23 protein-coding genes and 1 pseudogene are annotated in these 20,336 nt (G+C 40.5%); 7 read left to right on the top strand and 17 right to left on the bottom strand.

What is annotated here, in order from left to right:
* Positions 1-113: 113 nt before the first annotated feature.
* Both LIZ66_RS12720 and LIZ66_RS12715 read right to left on the bottom strand, forming a co-directional pair.
* A complete protein-coding gene (locus LIZ66_RS12720; RefSeq protein ID WP_006859269.1) occupies positions 114-407 on the bottom strand; it encodes a hypothetical protein in 294 nt (97 codons plus the stop codon).
* A 175-nt stretch (positions 408-582) separates the two neighbouring features.
* On the bottom strand, positions 583-1,110 hold the full coding sequence (locus tag LIZ66_RS12715; RefSeq protein WP_007884079.1) for a hypothetical protein: 528 nt from the start codon (positions 1,108-1,110) through the stop codon (positions 583-585).
* 261 nt (positions 1,111-1,371) lie between these two features.
* Here LIZ66_RS12715 and LIZ66_RS12710 point away from each other — a divergent pair, with 261 nt between their 5' ends.
* The gene (locus tag LIZ66_RS12710; protein WP_227200880.1) at positions 1,372-2,550 is read left to right on the top strand and encodes an IS110 family RNA-guided transposase; all 1,179 of its coding nucleotides are present in this window, start codon (positions 1,372-1,374) and stop codon (positions 2,548-2,550) included.
* A 356-nt stretch (positions 2,551-2,906) separates the two neighbouring features.
* Here the strand turns inward: LIZ66_RS12710 and LIZ66_RS12705 are convergent, their stop codons facing one another.
* Positions 2,907-3,116 (bottom strand): helix-turn-helix domain-containing protein, encoded by a 210-nt coding sequence (locus LIZ66_RS12705; RefSeq protein WP_015514784.1) that lies wholly within the window; start codon positions 3,114-3,116, stop codon positions 2,907-2,909.
* 136 nt (positions 3,117-3,252) lie between these two features.
* A complete protein-coding gene (tnpC, locus tag LIZ66_RS12700) occupies positions 3,253-4,035 on the bottom strand; it encodes an IS66 family transposase (RefSeq protein WP_227200881.1) in 783 nt (260 codons plus the stop codon).
* Positions 4,036-4,057: 22 nt separating this feature from the next.
* Here tnpC (LIZ66_RS12700) and tnpC (LIZ66_RS12695) point away from each other — a divergent pair.
* Positions 4,058-4,849 (top strand): annotated as a pseudogene (gene tnpC / locus LIZ66_RS12695) (IS66 family transposase); the annotation flags it as partial.
* A 191-nt stretch (positions 4,850-5,040) separates the two neighbouring features.
* Here tnpC (LIZ66_RS12695) and tnpA read toward each other — a convergent pair.
* The 10 genes from tnpA to LIZ66_RS12645 form a co-directional block, all read right to left on the bottom strand.
* Positions 5,041-5,289 carry an IS66 family insertion sequence element accessory protein TnpA gene (tnpA, locus tag LIZ66_RS12690; RefSeq protein WP_226837924.1) on the bottom strand — a complete coding sequence of 83 codons (249 nt, stop codon included), beginning with the start codon at positions 5,287-5,289 and terminating at the stop codon, positions 5,041-5,043.
* 379 nt (positions 5,290-5,668) lie between these two features.
* Positions 5,669-6,067 carry a HEPN domain-containing protein gene (locus LIZ66_RS12685; RefSeq protein WP_195991791.1) on the bottom strand — a complete coding sequence of 133 codons (399 nt, stop codon included), beginning with the start codon at positions 6,065-6,067 and terminating at the stop codon, positions 5,669-5,671.
* Positions 6,060-6,398 carry a nucleotidyltransferase family protein gene (locus LIZ66_RS12680; RefSeq protein ID WP_173736142.1) on the bottom strand — a complete coding sequence of 113 codons (339 nt, stop codon included), beginning with the start codon at positions 6,396-6,398 and terminating at the stop codon, positions 6,060-6,062. The genes LIZ66_RS12685 and LIZ66_RS12680 overlap by 8 nt, the downstream gene beginning before the upstream one ends.
* A gap of 453 nt (positions 6,399-6,851) precedes the next feature.
* Positions 6,852-9,098 (bottom strand): DUF2298 domain-containing protein, encoded by a 2,247-nt coding sequence (locus tag LIZ66_RS12675; protein ID WP_227200882.1) that lies wholly within the window; start codon positions 9,096-9,098, stop codon positions 6,852-6,854.
* Between the two features lie 39 nt (positions 9,099-9,137).
* Positions 9,138-10,301 (bottom strand): hypothetical protein, encoded by a 1,164-nt coding sequence (locus LIZ66_RS12670; RefSeq protein ID WP_227200883.1) that lies wholly within the window; start codon positions 10,299-10,301, stop codon positions 9,138-9,140.
* Entirely contained in the window at positions 10,298-10,984 is a 687-nt protein-coding gene (locus LIZ66_RS12665) for an RNA polymerase sigma factor (protein WP_173772303.1), read from the bottom strand. Before LIZ66_RS12665 ends, LIZ66_RS12670 begins: the two co-directional genes overlap by 4 nt.
* A gap of 37 nt (positions 10,985-11,021) precedes the next feature.
* Positions 11,022-11,972 (bottom strand): helix-turn-helix domain-containing protein, encoded by a 951-nt coding sequence (locus tag LIZ66_RS12660; RefSeq protein WP_173719092.1) that lies wholly within the window; start codon positions 11,970-11,972, stop codon positions 11,022-11,024.
* Positions 11,973-12,357: 385 nt separating this feature from the next.
* Complete coding sequence (yaaA, locus tag LIZ66_RS12655) at positions 12,358-13,110, bottom strand: peroxide stress protein YaaA (RefSeq protein ID WP_173719093.1); 753 nt, start codon at positions 13,108-13,110, stop codon at positions 12,358-12,360.
* Positions 13,110-13,565: a thioredoxin-dependent thiol peroxidase gene (bcp, locus tag LIZ66_RS12650; protein WP_148462672.1), complete on the bottom strand. Its 456-nt coding sequence runs from the start codon at positions 13,563-13,565 to the stop codon at positions 13,110-13,112. The genes yaaA and bcp overlap by 1 nt, the downstream gene beginning before the upstream one ends.
* 3 nt (positions 13,566-13,568) lie before the next feature.
* A complete protein-coding gene (locus LIZ66_RS12645; RefSeq protein WP_148462673.1) occupies positions 13,569-13,778 on the bottom strand; it encodes a DUF6219 family protein in 210 nt (69 codons plus the stop codon).
* A 175-nt stretch (positions 13,779-13,953) separates the two neighbouring features.
* Between LIZ66_RS12645 and LIZ66_RS12640 the strand changes: the two genes are divergently transcribed.
* The 5 genes from LIZ66_RS12640 (at position 13,954) to LIZ66_RS12620 (ending at position 18,780) form a co-directional block, all read left to right on the top strand.
* On the top strand, positions 13,954-14,115 hold the full coding sequence (locus tag LIZ66_RS12640; protein ID WP_173719094.1) for a hypothetical protein: 162 nt from the start codon (positions 13,954-13,956) through the stop codon (positions 14,113-14,115).
* A gap of 110 nt (positions 14,116-14,225) precedes the next feature.
* A complete protein-coding gene (locus LIZ66_RS12635) occupies positions 14,226-14,993 on the top strand; it encodes an ABC transporter ATP-binding protein (protein ID WP_227227640.1) in 768 nt (255 codons plus the stop codon).
* Positions 14,983-17,055, top strand: a complete 2,073-nt coding sequence (locus LIZ66_RS12630) for an ABC transporter permease (RefSeq protein WP_227227639.1) — start codon at positions 14,983-14,985, stop codon at positions 17,053-17,055. The genes LIZ66_RS12635 and LIZ66_RS12630 overlap by 11 nt, the downstream gene beginning before the upstream one ends.
* Before the next feature lie 19 nt (positions 17,056-17,074).
* On the top strand, positions 17,075-17,752 hold the full coding sequence (locus tag LIZ66_RS12625; RefSeq protein ID WP_023922618.1) for a response regulator transcription factor: 678 nt from the start codon (positions 17,075-17,077) through the stop codon (positions 17,750-17,752).
* A complete protein-coding gene (locus LIZ66_RS12620) occupies positions 17,749-18,780 on the top strand; it encodes a sensor histidine kinase (RefSeq protein WP_173719097.1) in 1,032 nt (343 codons plus the stop codon). Before LIZ66_RS12625 ends, LIZ66_RS12620 begins: the two co-directional genes overlap by 4 nt.
* Positions 18,781-18,899: 119 nt before the next feature.
* On the opposite strand, the gene LIZ66_RS12615 is transcribed toward LIZ66_RS12620, so the two are convergent.
* The 3 genes from LIZ66_RS12615 to LIZ66_RS12605 all read right to left on the bottom strand — a co-directional run bounded on the left by LIZ66_RS12615 (position 18,900) and on the right by LIZ66_RS12605 (position 20,334).
* Positions 18,900-19,340: a hypothetical protein gene (locus tag LIZ66_RS12615; RefSeq protein ID WP_226815833.1), complete on the bottom strand. Its 441-nt coding sequence runs from the start codon at positions 19,338-19,340 to the stop codon at positions 18,900-18,902.
* 265 nt (positions 19,341-19,605) lie between these two features.
* Positions 19,606-19,920, bottom strand: coding sequence for a helix-turn-helix domain-containing protein (locus tag LIZ66_RS12610; RefSeq protein ID WP_173719098.1), 315 nt, complete (start codon positions 19,918-19,920; stop codon positions 19,606-19,608).
* Positions 19,921-20,112: 192 nt separating this feature from the next.
* Positions 20,113-20,334, bottom strand: coding sequence for a hypothetical protein (locus LIZ66_RS12605; RefSeq protein WP_148462679.1), 222 nt, complete (start codon positions 20,332-20,334; stop codon positions 20,113-20,115).
* Positions 20,335-20,336: the final 2 nt, after the last annotated feature.

The raw sequence follows: 20,336 nt of genomic DNA, 5'->3' as shown, positions 1-20,336 counted from the left end.
AATACCTACACTCCAAAATGAAATGTAGGTATTTTTGTCGCTTACCTTTAGATATTTCACCTGTCTACTTGACAAGGGGCATATCATTTTGTTCCTACAGCGGCTGTTTTTATTTATGAATCTTCTCCAACAAAAGACAGGATATTTTCATCAGTTTGTAATGTAATTGTTGCGCTTTCTGAATCATCAGAATAAACTCTTGTTCCATATACGCCTGTAACAGGCTCCTCTAAATTTTCAAAAGTTAATCCGAGTTTCGAAGAAGAATTGTCAATCTTTTCAAGCGAATATGTACCTGTCCATTCTTGTTTATGAGTGTTATCTGTTAAGATAAAACTTTTTTCTTCAAAACTCAATGTCAAATCCAATACTGGTATGTCATCATGCACTGAACCTGAGAATAACATATTACCATCTAAATCAGTAATAAATTCTAAAGACCAGTTATATGATGATACCGACCGAGTTTGGGAAGAATCACACGAACATAAGCCTACACACATAAAAAAACATACGCATATTGCCAATAACCGTTTCATTTTACCTATTACCAACCTTAATTCACAACTGTTTTGCATTTAATTAGGGAAGTGTCACAGGGTAAGAAATAGCGAAAGCTCCACCGCCTGCCAAGGCATTATTAGCGGTAGCAACACCAGAAACAGAAACCGTTCCCTTATCTCCGCTATTACCTGTTCTTCCAGTATCCACATCAGTTTCGATTGTTTCTTCACCGTCGGCTAATTCTGCAAATGCCGTATTGGTGGATTTTTTGTTCATAAGCACATTAACTGTACCAGTCATACCAGTGAACTCCGGTTTTGGAGATTCATACCACGGTACATACAACTTCACATGAACTTGAATCCCATCATCCTCATCATAAGTTGCATAAGAGTTAATACGAACATTAGCGACTGCTCTTTTGGTGACACCATCGGAAATCATAACATCGGTTAAGTATCCGTCATATTCTCCAATGACTACCGGCTGTTGAGTATCCGTTATTTCCGTTGTTGTTTCCGCTGCAAAAGCAGGAACCGCACTCACAGAAAAAAGCATACAAAACGCTACCAACGAGGTAAACAATCTTTTACTAAATTTTTTCATAAACAATGCTCCTCGTATTATAAAGTAGTAGTGTTTATAGACCCTCTCCAAGGTCTGTATGCTATACTATTGGAGATACTGTGGATTGTTTTGATTCTCCTACCACTTGATGGTTTCAGAAAGGCTACAACCACAGTCCCTTTGTATATTTGTTAATCAGTTAGATACCGCATGACGGTTTATTTAGAACGAGGTTACAATCGCAAGGAGTACCAGTGGTTCTATAAACAGTATCAAAATATTTACTCAAAGGAGATTTTTATGATTTACGTTGGAATTGATATTGCCAAAGACAAACACGATTGCTTTATTACTAACTCAGACGGTGAGGTATTATTTAAATCCTTTACCATCTCTAACAACCGGGATGGGTTTGAAACCTTATTTCAGAAAATACAATCCGTATCAGATGATTTAACCAAAGTAAAAGTAGGACTTGAAGCCACTGGACACTATAGTTACAATCTGCTTGGATATCTCTTAGATAAAGGTCTGCCAACCTACGTTATCAACCCGTTACATACTAATCTTTACAGAAAAAGTCTTAGCCTTAGAAAGACGAAAACGGATAAAGTAGATGCCCGCACGATTGCGTCTATGATTATGTCTGATGTGAACTTAAAGTCCTACTCAGACACATCTTACCACAATGAGGAATTAAAGTCACTCACTCGTTATCGTTTTGATAAAGTAAAGGAACGTGCAAAACTCAAAACATCTGTCTCACGGCTTATCTGTATCCTTTTCCCAGAATTAGAAAAGCTTGTTCCAACCCTTCATATGGCATCTGTTTACGCTTTGTTATCTGAATTTCCATCTGCTCACGCTGTTGCATCTGCACATCTTACTCGGCTTATCAATCTGCTCTCCCAAAGTTCAAAGAACAGATACGGAAAAGACACTGCTGTCATGTTTCGTGAAGCTGCCAGAAACTCAATCGGTTCGAATATGCCTACAAAATCCTTGGAACTGAAACACACCATTAAACTCATTCAAGAATTGACTTCTGAAATTGATGAAATCGAAGCCGCCATCAAACAGATCATGGATGAAGAAATCCAGTCACCGATTCTTACCATTCCTGGCATCAGTTACCGGATGGGTGCCATGATTATTGCTGAGATTGGAGATTTCTGCCGTTTTGATTCTGCAGATAAGATCCTCGCATACGCAGGAATGTCTCCCTCTACTTATCAATCAGGGCAGTTAGATAACTGTTATTCCCATATGGAGAAACGAGGTTCCAGATACCTCCGGTATGCCCTTTACAACGCCACAAAATACGTCTGTCACTGGGATAAATCCTTTGGTGAATATCTTGCAAAGAAACGCTCGGAAGGCAAGCATTATAATGTTGCCATATCCCATGCCGCTAAGAAGCTTGTGCGATTGATTTTTGCAATGGAGAAATCCAGAAAAGCATATCTGCCAACAGCTTAACTTTTTTTCTGTAAATATCTCCTTTTAGAGTGCCAGCAATGACACTCTGTTTGTCATGCAGTTTTCAAAGTACAACTATATCTGAAGTGCATTTCTGCAATTCATTCAAAAAAACTTCGTTTTAGACTTGACTTTTAATAGTTAGTCTTTCTAAAATGACCAGAACCTACATTTTTTGTATTCAGTTATTGGCAATATGCTACTAACCTGCAAGCACACTCTCAAATCATAAAATGTTTCAAATGTACTTGTTTTATTTTATGATAGCACTTATTTACATTGGGTACAATAGAAAATATACACCATTAAAATTTAATTTTTTGTGCAAATCGAATCAAATATAAAATTATATCGCTTTAGATATTGTCCTGTTCTAATTTAATCACATTCATAATACCACAATTCAAGGCTTCACAAATGCGAACCAGCGTTTCCATGCTGATATTCTTTCCCTTGCCCATGTTGGCAATCATATTTGTGGTAAGACCGGCGGCAAGCCGCAAATCCTCTTTCCTCATGCCACGCTCTTTCAGTGTGTTCCATAGTGGCTGATAACTAATGTGCATAGGCTTCCCGCCTTTCTTTCCATCGTCAAGTGTTTTATACCCATTATAGCAGAAATCTTGCGTTTCCACAATATTTCTTGACTACACCGCCGGTTCCGTCTGGATTGTGCTTTTCCTTTCTCCGCTTTTATTACATCTAATTAGCCATGAGCTGCTTTATGCCTGCGGGCTCATTTTTATAGTCCGGCATATACAGCAAGAGTGTATAGAGATATTGATAAATGTTCAGGTTGTTTGCCTTGGCTGTTTCAATCAGGCTCATGACGATTGCGCTTGCATTTGCACCGTCAACTGTATCATGAAACAGAAAGTTTTTCCTCGCTGTTGCGTAAGACTTTGCCCTCCGTTCCGCTGCGTTGTTTGAAATCTCACATCTTCCATCAAGAAGATAGTTCATCAGTGTTTCTTTGTGGTTGAAGGCATAGTTTACTGCTTTTTCAAGTTTGCTTCCGCCTGTCGGATTCAGGCTTCCCAGCCATGACCAGAATTCATTCCATATTTCCGGTTCCTTTTCCTGGCGTTTCTGTTTCCGTTCCTCTGCAGGCAGTTCCTTATAGCAGCGTTCCAGGAAAAACAGACGGTTGCAGAAAGCTACTCCTTTTTCTGCCGGAAGAAGGCCGTTATCATCTGACATTCCGGAAGAAGGCTCTTTTAGTTCCTCTTCTGAATTGATATCCAGAAGCTTCAGCTTTTTCCGACGTCCTGTCGGGACAGCTTCATAAAACTTCCTGCGGCAGTGTGCCAGGCAGCATACCAGAACCACATCTTCAATCCTTCCATATGCGGAATAACCGTCACAGTGCAGCAGCCCTTTGAATCCGGACAGGAATTCGATCGGGTTTTCCCCGCCTCTGCCGGGCCGGTAATCGTAAAGCACGATCCCCGGAAGCCCATCGCTTTCACTCAGATAGATCCACATATTATGTGACTAGTTACATAATATGTGGGTCTACCGGTCAGGCTTCATGTATCCGGAACGTCAGATCATCCTTTATGAATACCAGAAGACACGGAATGCTTCACATCCCCGGAACTTTCTGAAAAATTATACCGGGATCTGTGTTACGGATGGATATCAGGTATACCATACCCTGGAAAAGGAACGGGAAGACCTGAGGATTGCCGGCTGCTGGGTTCACTGCAGGCGGAGATTTCATGAGGCGTTGGAAGTCATACCAAAGGCACACAGGGAAGAATCCATCCTGTATTTATTCATGAAACAGATACAAGCCATCTACCGGGAAGAGGGAAAGTTGTCCGGTATTCCGGCAGAGGAACGGCTCACCCAGCGTCAGCTGGTGGTAAAACCACTGGTGGATGCTTTCTTTGCGTACCTGAAGCAGAACGAAGCAAAGGTTCCCAAAAGCGGAAAAACAAGGGAAGCATTTACTTATGCTTTAAATCAGGAATGGTATCTTCGGGTGTTCCTGGATGATGGTGATGTTCCGATAGACAACAATGCCAGTGAACGGGCAATCCGTGGTTTCTGTATTGGAAAAAAGAACTGGGAGATGATTGACACAGTCAATGGAGCTACAAGTTCCGCAATCCTTTACAGCATAGCGGAAACCGCAAAAGCGAATAACCTGAAACCATTTGACTATTTTGAATACCTGCTGGCTGAGATTCCAAAGCATACAGATGATCAGAATACAGACTTTCTTGAAGAACTTTTGCCCTGGTCCAAAACATTGCCAGAACATATCCGGAAACCTAAGAAGGCAGACGATTAACGGCCGCTAAAAGCGGCCTGATATTTGTCAAGGTACTTGGGTTCTACCGTTTACGCCTAACATAATGCCCGCAGCGCAGAGAATGTATTTGCGATCGTTTCCCTAGCTGCCCTGTTTGAGATATCAGGCTGGATTCCGTTCATCCGGATTGTGATGACAGTATCAGGATGAATCCCCTCTCCACCTGCTGTTTAGGTTGGCGGGATACAGAATTTCTGCTCTGCGAAAGAAACCGGAACAACTTCCTGTTTCTGGGGAAGCGTATCCTCCCGTTCCGTGATTTCACATGCCTTGGCCCGCAGGCGGCGTATATGATAATAAAACTTGCTTGGCTGGATATGATGCTCTTCGCACCAGATTTTATCCGAAAGACCGCTGGTACGGCACTCATGAATAATATTTAGCCATTCCTCATCAGATCGGCGCGGATGTCTTTTCAAAGTAAATCACTCCCTAATTATAAGAATTATTTGGAGTGTTTTTTTACACAGGACCTTAATGATGTGAAGTAAAATAGTCCGAATAGTAAAGTCACATAGAAGATGTATAGAAGTTCCACTCCATGAGAGAATTATCTTATGAAAAAAGAAAACTGTCTAAACGGTGGGTTATTCATCGCTTACGTTCTTTTTTCTTGCATTGTTTTGCTTCTCCTATGTGTATTTTTGTGTAAAGGAAAAAGGACAATAAATAAAAAATGTATAGTGCAGTGGAAACACTATACATTTCAAAAATTTCTTTTTCGCTAAACATACTTTGGGATTCTGGAAATATACTGTATGCAACACGTCCGGATAAATAAATTGAGATAATTTTGTCTTAAATCATGGTTGGAAGGTATTTTTTTATTTCTTCCAAAATAAAGCAAGCAGACTCATATTGTTTAGCAGCATCCTCTGCTGATGCGATGTAGAATTCACTGTAATCGCTATCTTCTCGGACTGTTTTAATCCTTCCCAGCCTTTTTCCTACTTCTCTTGATACCTTTCCTGATGCTACGTACGTTTTGTTAAAATATGCTACAGCATCTTTATGTCTTTTAAAGTCTACTCCTTCAATGGCCAGCACAGCCTTTACTGCATAAAAGGCAACATAATAAGAACGGTTAATACAGTCCTTATATAGATGATATTCCAGGCACATTTTAGCAGCTGTCAGAGTTTCTTCCGCTTGTTCCATGCGGTATACAGAAAGAGCTTGTCGTTTTTCATTATCCATTAACTACGATCCCCTCCTGTTCTACATTATAATAATAAGGAAGATCATTCTTCCAATAGTTAAAATGATCTATATTTTTTATAACTGGTGAAATATCTACCCTGTATTTCATAAGATATTCGAATGCGCAATCTGAAACCTGATCATAAAATGAGTTTATTTTATCCACAGGAGTATTTACCAAAACCATTACATCTATGTCTGAATTCTGGTTATAATCACCCCTTGCATAAGAGCCATATAAGCGAACCATACGAAAATCATCTTTAAAAATGTTTCTCATATCTCGCTCAAATTCTTTTAATATAGTTGAAAGTTCTCTTCTACGCATATAGTCACCTTCTCCCATTTTTTGGATACTTTAATTATAATCCTTCCCATATAGATTGCAAGACTATAATTTTTGTAAACAAGAAAAAAGGCTACTTAGAATTCAACCTAAATTTTTGCTTCACGTTCAGTGTAACCATATTTTTCTGCAATGTCTCTGTTTGATTCGAAATAAAAATATTTTAGAACGAATATTCTTTGGCTCACCTTTTGTTCCCGAAAAAAAGACTGACCAATTTTCTAATCTCTTCATCGTTTCTGTCAGAAGCATACTTTTCATTCGGCAATATGCCCGTAAATTCATCTAGTGCGATAATTACTTTAGCTGACCGCTTTTTTGCTTTTTAGATACCTTGAGGTATCTATAGAAATCATTTCTGGCAACTTTAGCAACATGAGCCCTAAAATTGACTGACTGTGTAGGTGGATTTTGTTCCATATTCCTAAATATGTGTCATTCAGTCATCGTCCCATTGGAAACTTCAATTATCGTTGTCTCACTCTGTCGAAAAACAACTTTTCCTATCGAAGCTAAGAGTTCGCTATTGATTTCTCCATATTTCTCATACTCACAGCTTCCGATGAATAAATAAGAAATCTTATACTTTTCTATCAAAGATTTTATTTGATCAGCGTTGCTTGAAGTGTATATGGTCTGTACGTCCTCTTTTCTCTGGTTTTCTTCTTCCAGATCATTTCTCCACAGCCATTCATGCACATACCAGCCTAAAACCGTTGGCAGTCCTGTCATTGCAGAAACACGGTTATCATAATCCTGGTAACTGTCACCGCTGGCTTCCAGAATGATAGGCTGGCCTTCGACGTTATCATTCAGCCAGCGGATCGCAGCGGCGTCATCGGAAATTGCAGTTTCCAGATAATTTGTTGCATTTAGTGTCTGATATGCATTTCTTTTCGGGAATCCGGTAAACCAATGGGTGATCGCATTTTCCAGGTAGCCGCAGGTTGAGATCAGAACAAGGATCGCAATGATCTCTGTCAGGGACTGAAGCCTTGGACACCTCAGAAGCCCTTTACACATGACAGTACTGTCAGCGCCATTGCATCTTTTTATCCTGTTTACTGTAAAGAATACCAATATATACGCCATCATAATCCCAAACATGATATACGCCTGATAAGTGAGCTTGAACATAGTGTTAGCTCTTGGGGCTGTTTTTTCATAAATGTCCCGTACATAAACAAACTCGGGAATAAAGATCAGCCCTATAGCACAAAGTACAAGAACCAGACCATACAGATCTGGATAGTTTATACCGTTAAAAAAGTTGCGAAATTTTTTCTCTGGAAACATCCCTATACTTCTTAGAATCCCGATAACAAATGGTACGCAGACCAAAAGCGGGAATGCCCATAATACACAGAACTGGTAAAAAGCAGTATGTATTTTTACAATTCCAATTCCCTGGACCATTACATTTTCAAAAGTCATATGAAATGGAAGGGATACAAGAAATGCAGCTACCAGCAGTTCAACCCATTGTACCACACTCCATTTCAGTGCCTGGCTTATAAAAGAACCAGCAGAATAACGTTTCAGATTTCCAAAGAGCAATGTTCCGCAGATCACAACGTAGTAGATCATAAAATCCCATGTATTGGAAAAAAGGAACATTCCCAGAAGCAGCCCAAGAAGTCCAATTTCTCTCTGACTCCAGCTTTTTCCTGAGTTTATCTTCATCCAGGAATAAAGGATCCCAAGTACCGTCAGGACCAGAAAGACATTGATCACATGGGCATGAAGATCTCCCAGTACAAAAGAATAGGATGGAAACTCATGGATCGTCTCATCCCCGGTCACAGCCGGATCAAAGCCGATATAGCGGGTAGAGCTTGGAAACCAGTAATCTGTTTTTATTTTCAGCAGCCGGAGGAGGATCCCATAAATAATATAGTGGAGATTTCCGCTCATGGATACTGCCATTCCTGCCAGGATGCCGCCAAAATATAAAGCCCATTTTCTCCCAGTCCTTAATTTATCCTTCAGCATCTGACGCACCAGACTAAAAGGAAGAAGAAAGGCAAAAGCTGCAACCATAGTCCTCATCAGATTATAAGTGATCTCTACATTTGTTCCGGTCAGTTTGGTAAGGAATACGGCAAGATACTGTCCGCCATAATAATAATTAAAAGGCTTTCCGGCATACCACATATCCTGGGCTGGTAAAGTGGTACTTCTCATCATGGCCTGCATGAAACCAAAATCCATATATTTTTCCGTCCCATGGGCTGCCGGATGGAAGCCCGCCAGATACGTCCAGAAAAAGAACACAATGAAAAACAGGATCTCTTCCCGGTAGACCAGGGTTGCCTGTTTCCAGGGAAGTGAATCCGGGAGCCTGTTCTTACATTTGATTCCATATAAAAGACTACCCAGGCAGCAGCTAATGGTGAGAATCACACAGGTGATTCCTGTAAATGGGGTGATTTTCAGACAAGCCAGCAACCATTGAACATATCCGCAAACCGCAACCGCCAGTACCTTGGAAAACATCCAGCCATTATCATCAAATCCCTGAAACATCCGAGATGTTACCGGCATAAATACCAGTCCTAACAGAAACAGCATCTCCCACCAGGTTAGAAATGTAAAAAAATCAGAACCCAGGAGCCAGTAAGCAGCGCCTGCCAATAAAACAACAGGGGCAATCTTTATCCAATAAATTCGTTTCGCATTCAAACCAGTACCCTTCCTTTTCCTGTTTTTATTATTCCTGAGTTAGAATATCATCTTCTTCAAGCGTTCCTGTAATATGGAATATGCTCCCGTTACCTCGCAGTTGCTGGAAATTTTCCCTTCATATTCAACCGCTACAAGATCTCCTGTCTTGATTTCCCCGCTTTCAATCCATCTTCTTACCCTTATATCATCTGTATATATCTTATATTTTTTTCCGGCTTTTGGTTTCCGGCATAAAACTGTATCATCAACTATCATATATCCATCTCCAATTTCCGTAACAGTTCCGGATATGGTTGGCACACTGCTGCTGGATTTTGTTTCCGTGGAATGCTTTTGTACATAACTGCTGATTTGTCCTGCTGCTTCTTTTCCAATGAAATAGCTGTATTCATAGTCTAAAATATTGGTTGCGAAATAGCCGTCTTCAGAAATGTAGATCACCCGGTTATAAACACCCAGCGTTTCCGAGGTTGCAGTGAAAGCGAGATAAATACGGTTCTCTCTTTCAAAGAAATCACTTGTATTATCAAGTTTTGCATCACTGCGGCCCGCAAGGATCTGCCAGATCTCATCATCATTATCCAGCAAAAGTTCCTCTTTTTCCTCATAATTTTCACATTTTGTCACGTAGTTTAACTCTATATTTTGAGAAAGACCATACAGTTCCAGCAACTTCCCTAAAGTATCTGGAGCAGTGCTTTCATCAGCTGCATAAACATAAAATCCGTCTTCATTCCCTGCAGCAATCATCAGTTCTTCTGATATTCCATGAATCTTCCGCACCTCAAATGTTTCCGTATATTTTTTTTCGGTATCAGGATCAAGGCCTTCTGCTATACAGGAGCCAATCTCATCCCCTAGTGCATCTGTGTGGATTGGATTCTGGCTTTTTACGGTAAACTGTTTTCCATTAAACTTAATAGCAGGATACTTTTCAGCTGCAGTCTTGTATTTCCATGGCCATTCTATGGCTCGTTCTGTTTTAGAAACATGATATTTATATTTGCTTTCAGCTGTTGCGTCATTCTTTAAAAGATGCGGAATCAAAATACCTGCGATTACAAATAGGGTAAGACAAGCCGCAGCCGTCATCCATTTCATTACAGGATTATGCCTTTTCTTTGGCGGTGCTTCCAGTGTAGCAGTGATAAGCTCATTATCAATATAACCAATGGCATCTGCAATTTTGGGTATGTTCATAGATAGATTTCCTCCTTGATCAGATATTCTTTTAATTGGGCTCTGGTGTGAGCCAGCATATGTGTTACTTTGCGTTCAGTAAAACCACATCTCTCTGCAATAGCTATGTTAGATTCAAAATAAAAATATTTTAGAAGAAACACTCTCCGGACCACTTCTTTTTGTTTATTAAGAAAAATACTGATTGATTTTCCAATCTCTTCGTCATTCCTGCTCGGAGCATACCTTTCATCTGGCAGTATATCTGCAAGTTCATCCAATGCCATAACCATATCAGCGGATCGTTTTTTAGCTTTTTGTTTTCTAAATTTATCTATGGAAATACTTCTGACAATTTTGGAAATATAAGCCTTAAAGTTATCCGGCCTTGTAGGTGGAATTTTGTTCCACACTCCTAAATATGTGTCATTCACACACTCTTCCGAATCCTGGAGGTTATTTAGGATATTATAGGCAATTTTATGACAAAGTTTTCCATATTTTATATCTGTTTCCTTAATTGCCTGCTCGTTTCTTTCAAAATAGAGTTCTATGATTTTTTTATCGTCTATGATATTCCCCTCCTCAAAAATGTTCTCAATTATAAAGTCGGCTTTTTTTGATGGGCGTCTCAAAAAATTTATATTTTTTTGAATTATAGCATAGAAAAAAGAGAACAGCTTTAGCCATTCTCTTTTTGTCATCTGAATCCAAATTTTTTTTATCAAGAATACCAATTTTCTACTGCTTTTCTTGATTTCGAATCTCCTTAATCAGCTCTACTGCATTTTCTGCATCATCAGTTTTTACGAATATATCCATTCCATATATTCCAAAGCCAGGTGCCCCATGCATCGCAACATTCGCACTTGCCTCCTGTGAAAAAGCCATTATTCCATTTTGTCTTAACATTTCCATGAGTTGTTCCGTTTCTATTATATTTTGTGCATTGTAAATCTTGATATATTCCATCTTAGATAATGGTGAAATTTCTTTTATATTTTGAGTATTTGTTGGATTTTGTTTCTTTTTCCGATTGATAAATGTCAGAATTCTAAGAATAATAAATGCGACAATAGTAATACCGATCCAAAATTCAAAAGCTAATCGTGTTATCTGTGTTTCTGTAGCTCCCATTCTTAACAAGCATACGCCATAGAGGAAAGCAAAAATTCCTGAACATAATACGCTGGTAAGAAAATCCCTCCATACAGTAGTATTTTGGGGCAAACATTTATCCCATATTCCATTGTATATCATAATAGTTGCATACAGGATTCCTCCGGCTAAAACACTTACTGTCTCTCCTAAAATAAAACGAATATTTATTGTCAATAACATTTGAATAATAATTGCCATTACACCAATCACAAACATTGATGCAAAGGCAAGATTTCCAGCCTGTAGTGCTTTTCGTTTTGTCCATTCTTCATACATTGCAACTTTGTCCAAAGTTTCTCTCATCTCTTTATTCATAGCCTGGCTCCTTTCTCCATCCAGGAGCTCTCTCATTTCAACATCGTAATATTCAGCAAGCTCAACAAGTATGCTAAGATCTGGCATATTTGTTCCTGTTTCCCATCTGGAAACTGTTCTTGCAGACACTCTGAATTTCTCAGCAAGCTGCTCTTGTGTCAGATTCTTTTCCTTACGACATTGCTTTAAAAAAGCTCCGATCTTTTTTGTGTCCATGTCTCTACCTCTCTTCCACTTACAGTTTACCAATATGTAACAAAATTACCACGACATAAAATGAGAATCCACGAATTTTCAACCAGACATTGTATGTCTACGATATTCAAAGTTACTTTCAACATCAAAAGTTGCTTTATGGTCATTCAAAATTATCAATCCTTCTTTTCAGCTTTAGGTTTATGATAGGCCATTTATATAAATTATCGTATTTTTTACTCTCCGGTCCAGCATTTTTTTCTGCAAACTGGAGGTATATCAGCCTTTCTTGTGAGTAGCAAAGTATTCTTTCAAAACAATCAGTGCTTCCTCTCTCAAAATGCCTGATTACAGTTTTATTATTCTGCTATGATTTTATGTAGTTTTATTAGTATGCAATACCACACTACAGTGCAGACAACCGTTCAAAAATATATTCCTTCTCTGATGACAAGTCTTCTCTAAACCTATAGCCCAGTCTGTTAAATTCTTGTATATCAGCTGGATTTTCAATCCCTCTTTCTGCCATAAATCTGACCATTTCGCCGCGGGCCATTTTTGCATAAGTACCTTTTGTTACCAGCTTTTCTCCGGATAATTCACAAAATGTAATCGTTATATACGTATCTTTTGGTGACAGATATTTTTCTATGCATTTCGAATATTCTTTTGATGCCAGATTAATAATGATCCGGCTGTCATCAATAACGGACTGATATAGCAGATCTCCCCAATAGTCATATAAATTTCGGGTATTTCCTATTGTAACCTTTGCCTGCATTTCCAGGCGATATGGTTTCACACCGTCCAGTGGCTTTAAGTTTCCATAAAATGCGGATAAAATTCTCAGATGCTTTTGGATATACTCAAACTGTCCGTCTTCAAACACTGCTGGTGCCATATACTGGAATGCAATTCCTTCATAAGACAAAATAGCTGGAGTAAGCATGTGATAAAGATCCATATTTTCTAATCTGTCAAAGTTCTGCCTGGCAATCTTGTCATTACATTTCCAGATTGCTTTCAGTTCCTCTTTTTCCAGGCTCTTCATCCAACTCAGTATCTTCGTTGTCTTATCAAGAAAATCCGGCATTCCTACGGGTGCTATGCTGTCCGTATCCGTAACCATCTTTTTTGCCGGTGATAATATAATCTTCATCACGCCAATTCCTTCAGCATATTTTCAGGATCATCTGCTGCTTTCACTTTATCATTTGCCTTTATGATAATTCCATGCTCATCAATCAGATAGGTCGTCCTTACTACTCCCATAGAGACTTTTCCATAATTCTTCTTTTCTTTCCAAACGTCATATGCCTCAATCACTTTGCGCTCCGGATCTGCCAATAAGGTAAATGCCAGTCCGTATTTTTCTTCAAATCTCTTATGAGAAGCTACTGAATCCTTACTAACACCAAGGATAACAGCTCCTTTTTCTGTAAACTGAGGATACCGATCTGAAAAGCCACATGCCTGTTTCGTACAGCCAGCTGTATTATCTTTCGGGTAAAAATATAAAATTACTTTCTTTCCGGCATAATCACTTAATTTATGCATGTTTCCGTTCTGATCCGGCAGTTCAAAATCAGGGGCTTTTGTTCCTGTTTCCAACATTTTTTAATCCTCCGTTTCTGTAGCTTCCGCTTTCTTTCTTGTTTTTTTACTGCCAGAAATCATTTTGTGTCCTGTATAGATAGACATTATCATACAAAGCAGAGAGCTTAGTGCAAAATATTTGTGACTTGATTTTAAGCCTTTATATCCTGTATAAACAGTTCCAATCATGGTAATAAATGCTCCTAACGACCAATATTTGTGTGCTTTCATGTGATTCCTCCATTTTTCAGTGTATTCAATTGTAATTATACTCTACCGCATTCCTATGTCAATTTTATAATAGATCCTTCCTATAAAATTTTTCAGAATATCTGATATGATACCCTCAAGTAGGGCATAAAAATATAAAAACCTACTTGAGGGTATCATATCAGAACTGGCGGTTATGTTTGAGGGAAGCACCGCCAGCGGTACAGAGCAGGCTTACCGGAAAGCGATGGATAAGCTGACAGAGCTTCTGATTGCCGAGGATGCCATCCATGCAGGCCGGCATATTTTTTCATTGCCATCCGATGTTCTTACAAAACATATACTTCTCCCCCCTTGATGCGTCATTCTTGTTCTGAAAACAGGAACAGAATTCTTACAGCGACTGTAAGTGTTATATATTGTGTTTCTGTGCTATCATTTACTTAAAAATGGATAGGAGGTATTCATATGAACCCAATTTTGAATATTGAAAATCTTACCAAAGTCTATGGGACTTTGCCAAACCAGACGAGAGCCCTGAACGGAATCACTTTTCAGGTCATGCCGGGAGAGTTTCTCGGTATTATGGGAAGCAGCGGTTCCGGTAAATCCACGCTTCTCAACTGTATTGCAACTGTGATTCAGCCCACAGGCGGACGCATTCAGGTGGATGGGGATACTTTGCAATCGCTCAAGGGAAAGACTCTTGCAGAGTACCGTAGCAAAAAAGTTGGTTATCTATTTCAGAACTTTGAATTGCTGGACAACCTGACTGGCAGAGAAAACATCCTGCTTCCGACTTCCTTGCATGGGGTATCCGAAGCAGAAAGCAGCCAGAGGCTGAAGCAGTTGACTAACTATCTGGAAATCACTGATGTTCTGGATAAGTTTCCGTCCAAGATGTCCGGCGGCCAGCGTCAGCGTGTTGCGGCAGCAAGGGCTCTGATCTTACATCCCCAAATGATCCTTGCCGATGAACCGACGGGTGCGCTGGATTCTAAGAACGCAAGAAGTCTTATGGAGAAGCTGTCCGGCCTGAATCGTGACGAACAAGCTACGATCCTGATGGTAACCCATGATTCCAATGCCGCCAGCTTCTGTAAGCGCATCCTGTTCATCCAGGATGGCGTGATCTTTCATGAGCTACGACGTGGAGACGAATCCCAGCAGGAGTTCTACGGGCGCATCCTAAAAGTGATGGCGCAAATGGGAGGGGGCGGCGCAAATGTTCTCTAATCTCATTCTTCGGAACAGCCGTCGCAGCCGAAAGGAAAACGGTCTGTTTTTCAGCTCCCTGGTGATTTCTATTGTTGCCTTTTACATGATTCTTTCCATCTCCACTCAAGATGTGATGCTCTTTTTGCAGAAAATGGAGAGTGACGCAGTTGACAAACTCCTGCTTCTGATTCCTGCGTTTTATGGGATGACCCTCGGTATTCTGTTCTTTTTGATCTATTTTGCCTGCAAGTATCAGTTCGAGCGCAGACGGCATGAGTTTGGTGTTTATCTAATGTTGGGGATGCGTAGAAATAAACTGTTTGGTATGCTTCTGGCGGAAGATTGCCTGACTAGTATTCTTGCCATGCTCATAGGTTTACCTGTGGCTGTGGTGCTTTCAGAAATTGTCAGTCTTGTCATCGCCAAGCTAGTAGGCATGGGAATCATCGGTCATCAGTTTTCTTTATCTTGGTCTGCGATTGAATGGACGTTGGCAGGATTTCTGGCAATTAAGCTGACGGCACTTCTGATTTTGAGTGGACGGATCAGCCGCCAGGAGATCGGTACTTTGCTATCCCAGCCAGCGAACCGTCCCAAAAAGCAAATGCCTTCTATTTTCTATGGGCTGGCTGCTGTATGTGCAAGTGTGATGTTGGCAACGGCTTATTACATGGCAATTCAAGGAATTGCATGGACAAAGGTAAGTATGATGGGACTGACTTTACTGTTAGGTTCGGCTGGTACGATGTTGCTGTTCTACGGAATGCGGGCACTGATTGCTCTGATTGTTAAAAAAGGCAAAGGAAAAAAGCAGCTTCATGTATTTACTTTCCGCCAGATTCAGGAGAATGTCATTCATCAGTCAAGCTCTATGGCTATCAGCTCTCTGCTGATTCTTGCAGCACTGTGTTGCTTTGGTGCAGGCTTAGGAATCGCAGGGACAAACAATCTATCCACCGACCATGTAATTGACTATACCTTTGAAGATTATACCGTTGAAGATTCGGCGCAGGTTCTTTTGAATATACAGAAAACCCTGAACGAAAACGGTTTGGAAAATCAGTTTTCTGAGCTTTTTGAAATGAAGGTTGGGCATATTCGCACCACAGAAGATTACGAGAATGCCTACAGCATGGATGCTGTTATGGAATCTCTTCGGAGCCTGCCCCAGTCGGAAGATCGGGATGTCCTTTTGAACACTCTTGGTTATGCCACAGATCCGTATCTAATTTGTCTGTCAGACTATAATCGTTTACTGGAATTGTCCGGCAAACCTGTCATTAAATTAAGTGAGGATGAAGCCGCTGTTTATATAGGTTCCGACTTCACTACTGTAAATCGCACCGCAATGCTGAACGGCATACTTACTGAACATCCTGAAACGGAACTGGTTGGCAGTCCGATTCATCTTACAGGAGAGGTTCAGTCTGTGAATTTGGTCGCGGACCGTTCTATTACTTTGTCCTTTGCATTGATTCTTCCAGATGAAGCCTTCCTCTATCATACCCAAGGAATGTATGATACGTATGTGAATGCGGTACTCAGTAAGCAGGCTATGGAAGGAAATAGCCTTATGACTGCATATTTAAATTTGAGCGAGAAGCTGAACGAAACTGGCCTTGAATATGAAAGCTATCTTCAGAATATGGGCCGCCAGCTTTTCTACACCGTAGCATCCATCTATATTACCCTCTATCTGGCGATTGTGTTCCTGGTGGTTGCCAACACCATTGTGGGTGTTCAGTTCCTGATGAGCCAGCAGAAAACCGGGCGTAGATACCAGACCCTGATCCGCTTGGGAGCCACTTACGAAAGCCTTTGCCAGTCCGCCAGAAAGCAGATTTCGTGGTTTATGGGACTTCCTGTATTGGTTGCAGCTGTCAGCAGTCTGTTTGGAGTCAGAGCGTTGTTTACAGGGATACTCTCGTCACGAACCCGTGGGACAGTGTCTGAAATGCTACCTGTATCTGCTGCTATGATTTTGCTACTTTGTGTGATAGAATGTGTTTATATGAGTGTGGTCAAGCGCTCCAGTGATCGGTATTTGCTGACACTGATGCAGCCACAGAGAGAAGAATAATTTGGAAGGAGGTGCTGTCGTGAAAAGAATTGCTGTTGTGGAAGATGAAGTCTATATGCGGGAAGAGCTCTGCAATATGCTCCAAAAGGACGGGTATCTTGTGGAGGCAATCACCGAGTTTGAAGATGCCGCTCGGCTCTTGGCAGCCCTCCGTCCTGACCTTGTGATCTTAGACCTGAATTTGCCGGAAATCAGTGGCTTTCAAATCTGCCAGGAGCTAAAGAATAAAACCGCTATCCCCGTCCTGGTGCTGACTTCCAGAGACCAGGTAAAGGATGAACTGCAAGCGTTCCAGTTGGGTGCAGATGAATATTTGACGAAGCCGTGCAGAAAAGACCGGCTTCTTGCCAGGGTATCCAATATTCTCAAAAGGTATGAAGGCCGTACCAACCTCATAGAGGGATTGGATTTCCTGTTGGACCAGCAGACTTACACACTTTATATTCATAACACCTCTGTGGTGCTTCCCAAAAATCAGGGAAAACTGTTGGTTGCTCTTTTGGCCAGTGGTGATGCTCTGGTCACGACGGAGCAGCTTTGCTTAGCACTATGGGGAACCACAGAATACATAGACGAAAATGCCTTGCAGGTTAACCTGACCCGGTTGAAAAAGACGATGTCCGGTCTGGAGATGAAGCAACGAATCGTTGCGGTTCGTGGGATGGGCTATCGTTTGGAAGCGGAGGTATCTCCATGAAGCAGTTTTGGCGCATAATAGAACGGTACTACCCTTGGCTGCTGTTGCTGCTGGGTGTGGATTGCTTTTGTTCTATCATTCTTTGGATTTCTGACATTCAGGCATTTCAGACCTTGATTGGGTTAGTGGTTCTGACAAGCATCCTTCTGTTTTCAGCGATCCTGTTTGTGCTAAACAAGCGGGAGACCACCCGCCGAGAGCTGTTCCGGGATTTCCTCAGTGATCCTACCATCTGCAACAGGGAACGGCTGCTCAGTGCCATCAGCCGGGAAGAAGGAGAATCTATCCAGCTTCTGGCATCCGTTTTACAGGAACACAAAACTGAGAGTAACAGTATGGCAGATGCCCTACAGGACTATGAAGAATATGTGGAGGGCTGGGCACATGAAGCGAAAACGCCCCTATCGCTGTTGACTATGCTCCTGGATAATCGGAGCGACGAAATATCTCCTCCCCTGCAAGCAAAGCTGGATTATGTCCGCAGTCAGCTTCAGGAGGATGTCACTCAAATGTTATACTATGCCCGGTTAAAGAGCAGTACAAAGGATTATCAGTTTGAGGATATCAATTTGAATGACTGCTTGGGGGAAGTTCTGGAGGACTATGCCCCACTTCTGGAAGAAAAGCAGTTTGTAATTCTCAATAAACTGCAATCTGAAACAGTCTATACAGACCGTAGAGGGCTTCAGTTTATGTTGGGACAGATCGTGAGCAATGCCATAAAATATAGCAGCGATAGTCCCATGCTAACGATCTCTATGATACATTCGGAGACCGCAGATGTCCTTTCAGTTGAGGATAACGGCATCGGTGTAAAAAAATATGATCTGCCGTATATTTTTCAGAAGGGCTTTACCGGGGATTTTACTGACAGCAGAAAGAAAGCCACCGGTATAGGGCTTTACCTGGTTAAGAAGATGGCTGACGATCTAAACCTTCGTCTGGAAGCTGCTTCCCAATGGGGAAAGGGCTTTAAGATAGTCATCTTCTTTCCAAAATTGAGATTTAATGGAAAATCATATAAATAGAAAAACGCCCGCAGATTTTCTCCTGCGGGCAGCGTGGTGTCAGCTATCCAAAGGCTTGTATTGTTATTCTTTAATCTTTCTTTAAAAAATATGATAAAAGGTTTGCCCACAGGAAATTCTTACTCAATCTCTTCTCCATCTATATATAGTTGAAATTTATCAGGATTATTGACAACGTCATAGTCCTTTCCGTATTCTATAGGCCTATATTCGGCTGTCATTACCGACTCTCCTTCTTCAATATCCTCTTTCCATAAATAAATGTACATATCAAGGCTCGTCGCATATCCATGGTCTGTTGAGAATTTTGTCGAATGAAAAGAATCATCCTTGTACATCTGCAATAGTTCTCTTGCAAACGCTTCTCTATCTTCAATATTTTCCCGGTTAGCGACCACAGTTATATTTTCATCACGATTTATGGAAAATGTTCCAACTACATCCGGTTCACCTTTCTTATGACCGGATTCAGATTTCATATAAATACTTTTTGCCGCAATTATCAAGATCACTGCTCCTGAGATCACTGCAATGATACTTCTCTTCATATTTCCATTCATTCCCTTCTAACTGTCCTACTGCATAATCTGTTACTTCTTTCAATACCGATTTGTCTCTTTTAAGTGTTACTTTCTTTCGTTCTTTCTGCACAGACAGATTAACATCTTCAAATCCTGCATTTTGCCTATATCTATTTTTAAGAATTATATATAGTTCTTTAGAACTATAATATCATGGTTTTGATTGCGAAAAAAGACATGTTTTACAAATGAATCCATAAAAAAAAGAAGAGCTTTATGCCCTTCAATTTTGCAGTTAATTCTATTAGCCTACAAAAGCTCTGACTGCATTTAAAATTCTTTTCTGTTCGTTCTTTGGTAATTTTTCTATCATTTCAGACAATTCATTGGTAACACCTGTGACAGAATGTGTCACGACATCAATCAGCAGTGCATCTGCCGATATATCAAGTGCATTGGCTATCGCTACAAAGGTATCAAATTTTGTTACTTTTAGTCCTCTCTCTATCACACTGACATGTGTTGTACTTAAATTTACCAGCGCTGCCAGTTCTTCCTGTGTAAGATTTTTTGCCTCTCTTGCAGCCTTGATTCGCTGACCAACCGCTTTTAAATCCATCGTAACACCTCCTTCAGAACGATAATTCGCTCTAAAATTAGTATACTGATGGATAATCAAAAGATACAGAATCTACAGAAGATGTGCTAGTTCTTTAGAACAAGTATTGATATTTTATATATCTTAACTTCCGGTTTTTTACGACTCTTTTTCTTGACCTCTTTATCTATTGTACTCTGATTTGTCATATGATTACCTCCGATAGCAGTCGTCTCCCCTTGTGATGATACCGTGTGCTTTTGCAGATGTGCGATACTCGTCTGTGGTGCTTAGCGGGACAAACTTTTCTTCGGTCAAATATTCAAGGGAGATTTCCCGTTTCCACCTTGCCACCAGCATACGGGCAGCGTCAAAGGACGCATGACGAATAACAATCCGGCAATAGGTATCATGCACTAAAATATCCGAATCCATAT

It is taken from the genome of Blautia faecis (genome assembly GCF_020554845.1).
GTDB classification, from domain to species: domain Bacteria; phylum Bacillota; class Clostridia; order Lachnospirales; family Lachnospiraceae; genus Blautia_A; species Blautia_A faecis.
The sequence above is the reverse complement of the archived record's forward strand: the minus strand, read 5'-3'. Positions and strand labels throughout refer to the sequence as shown.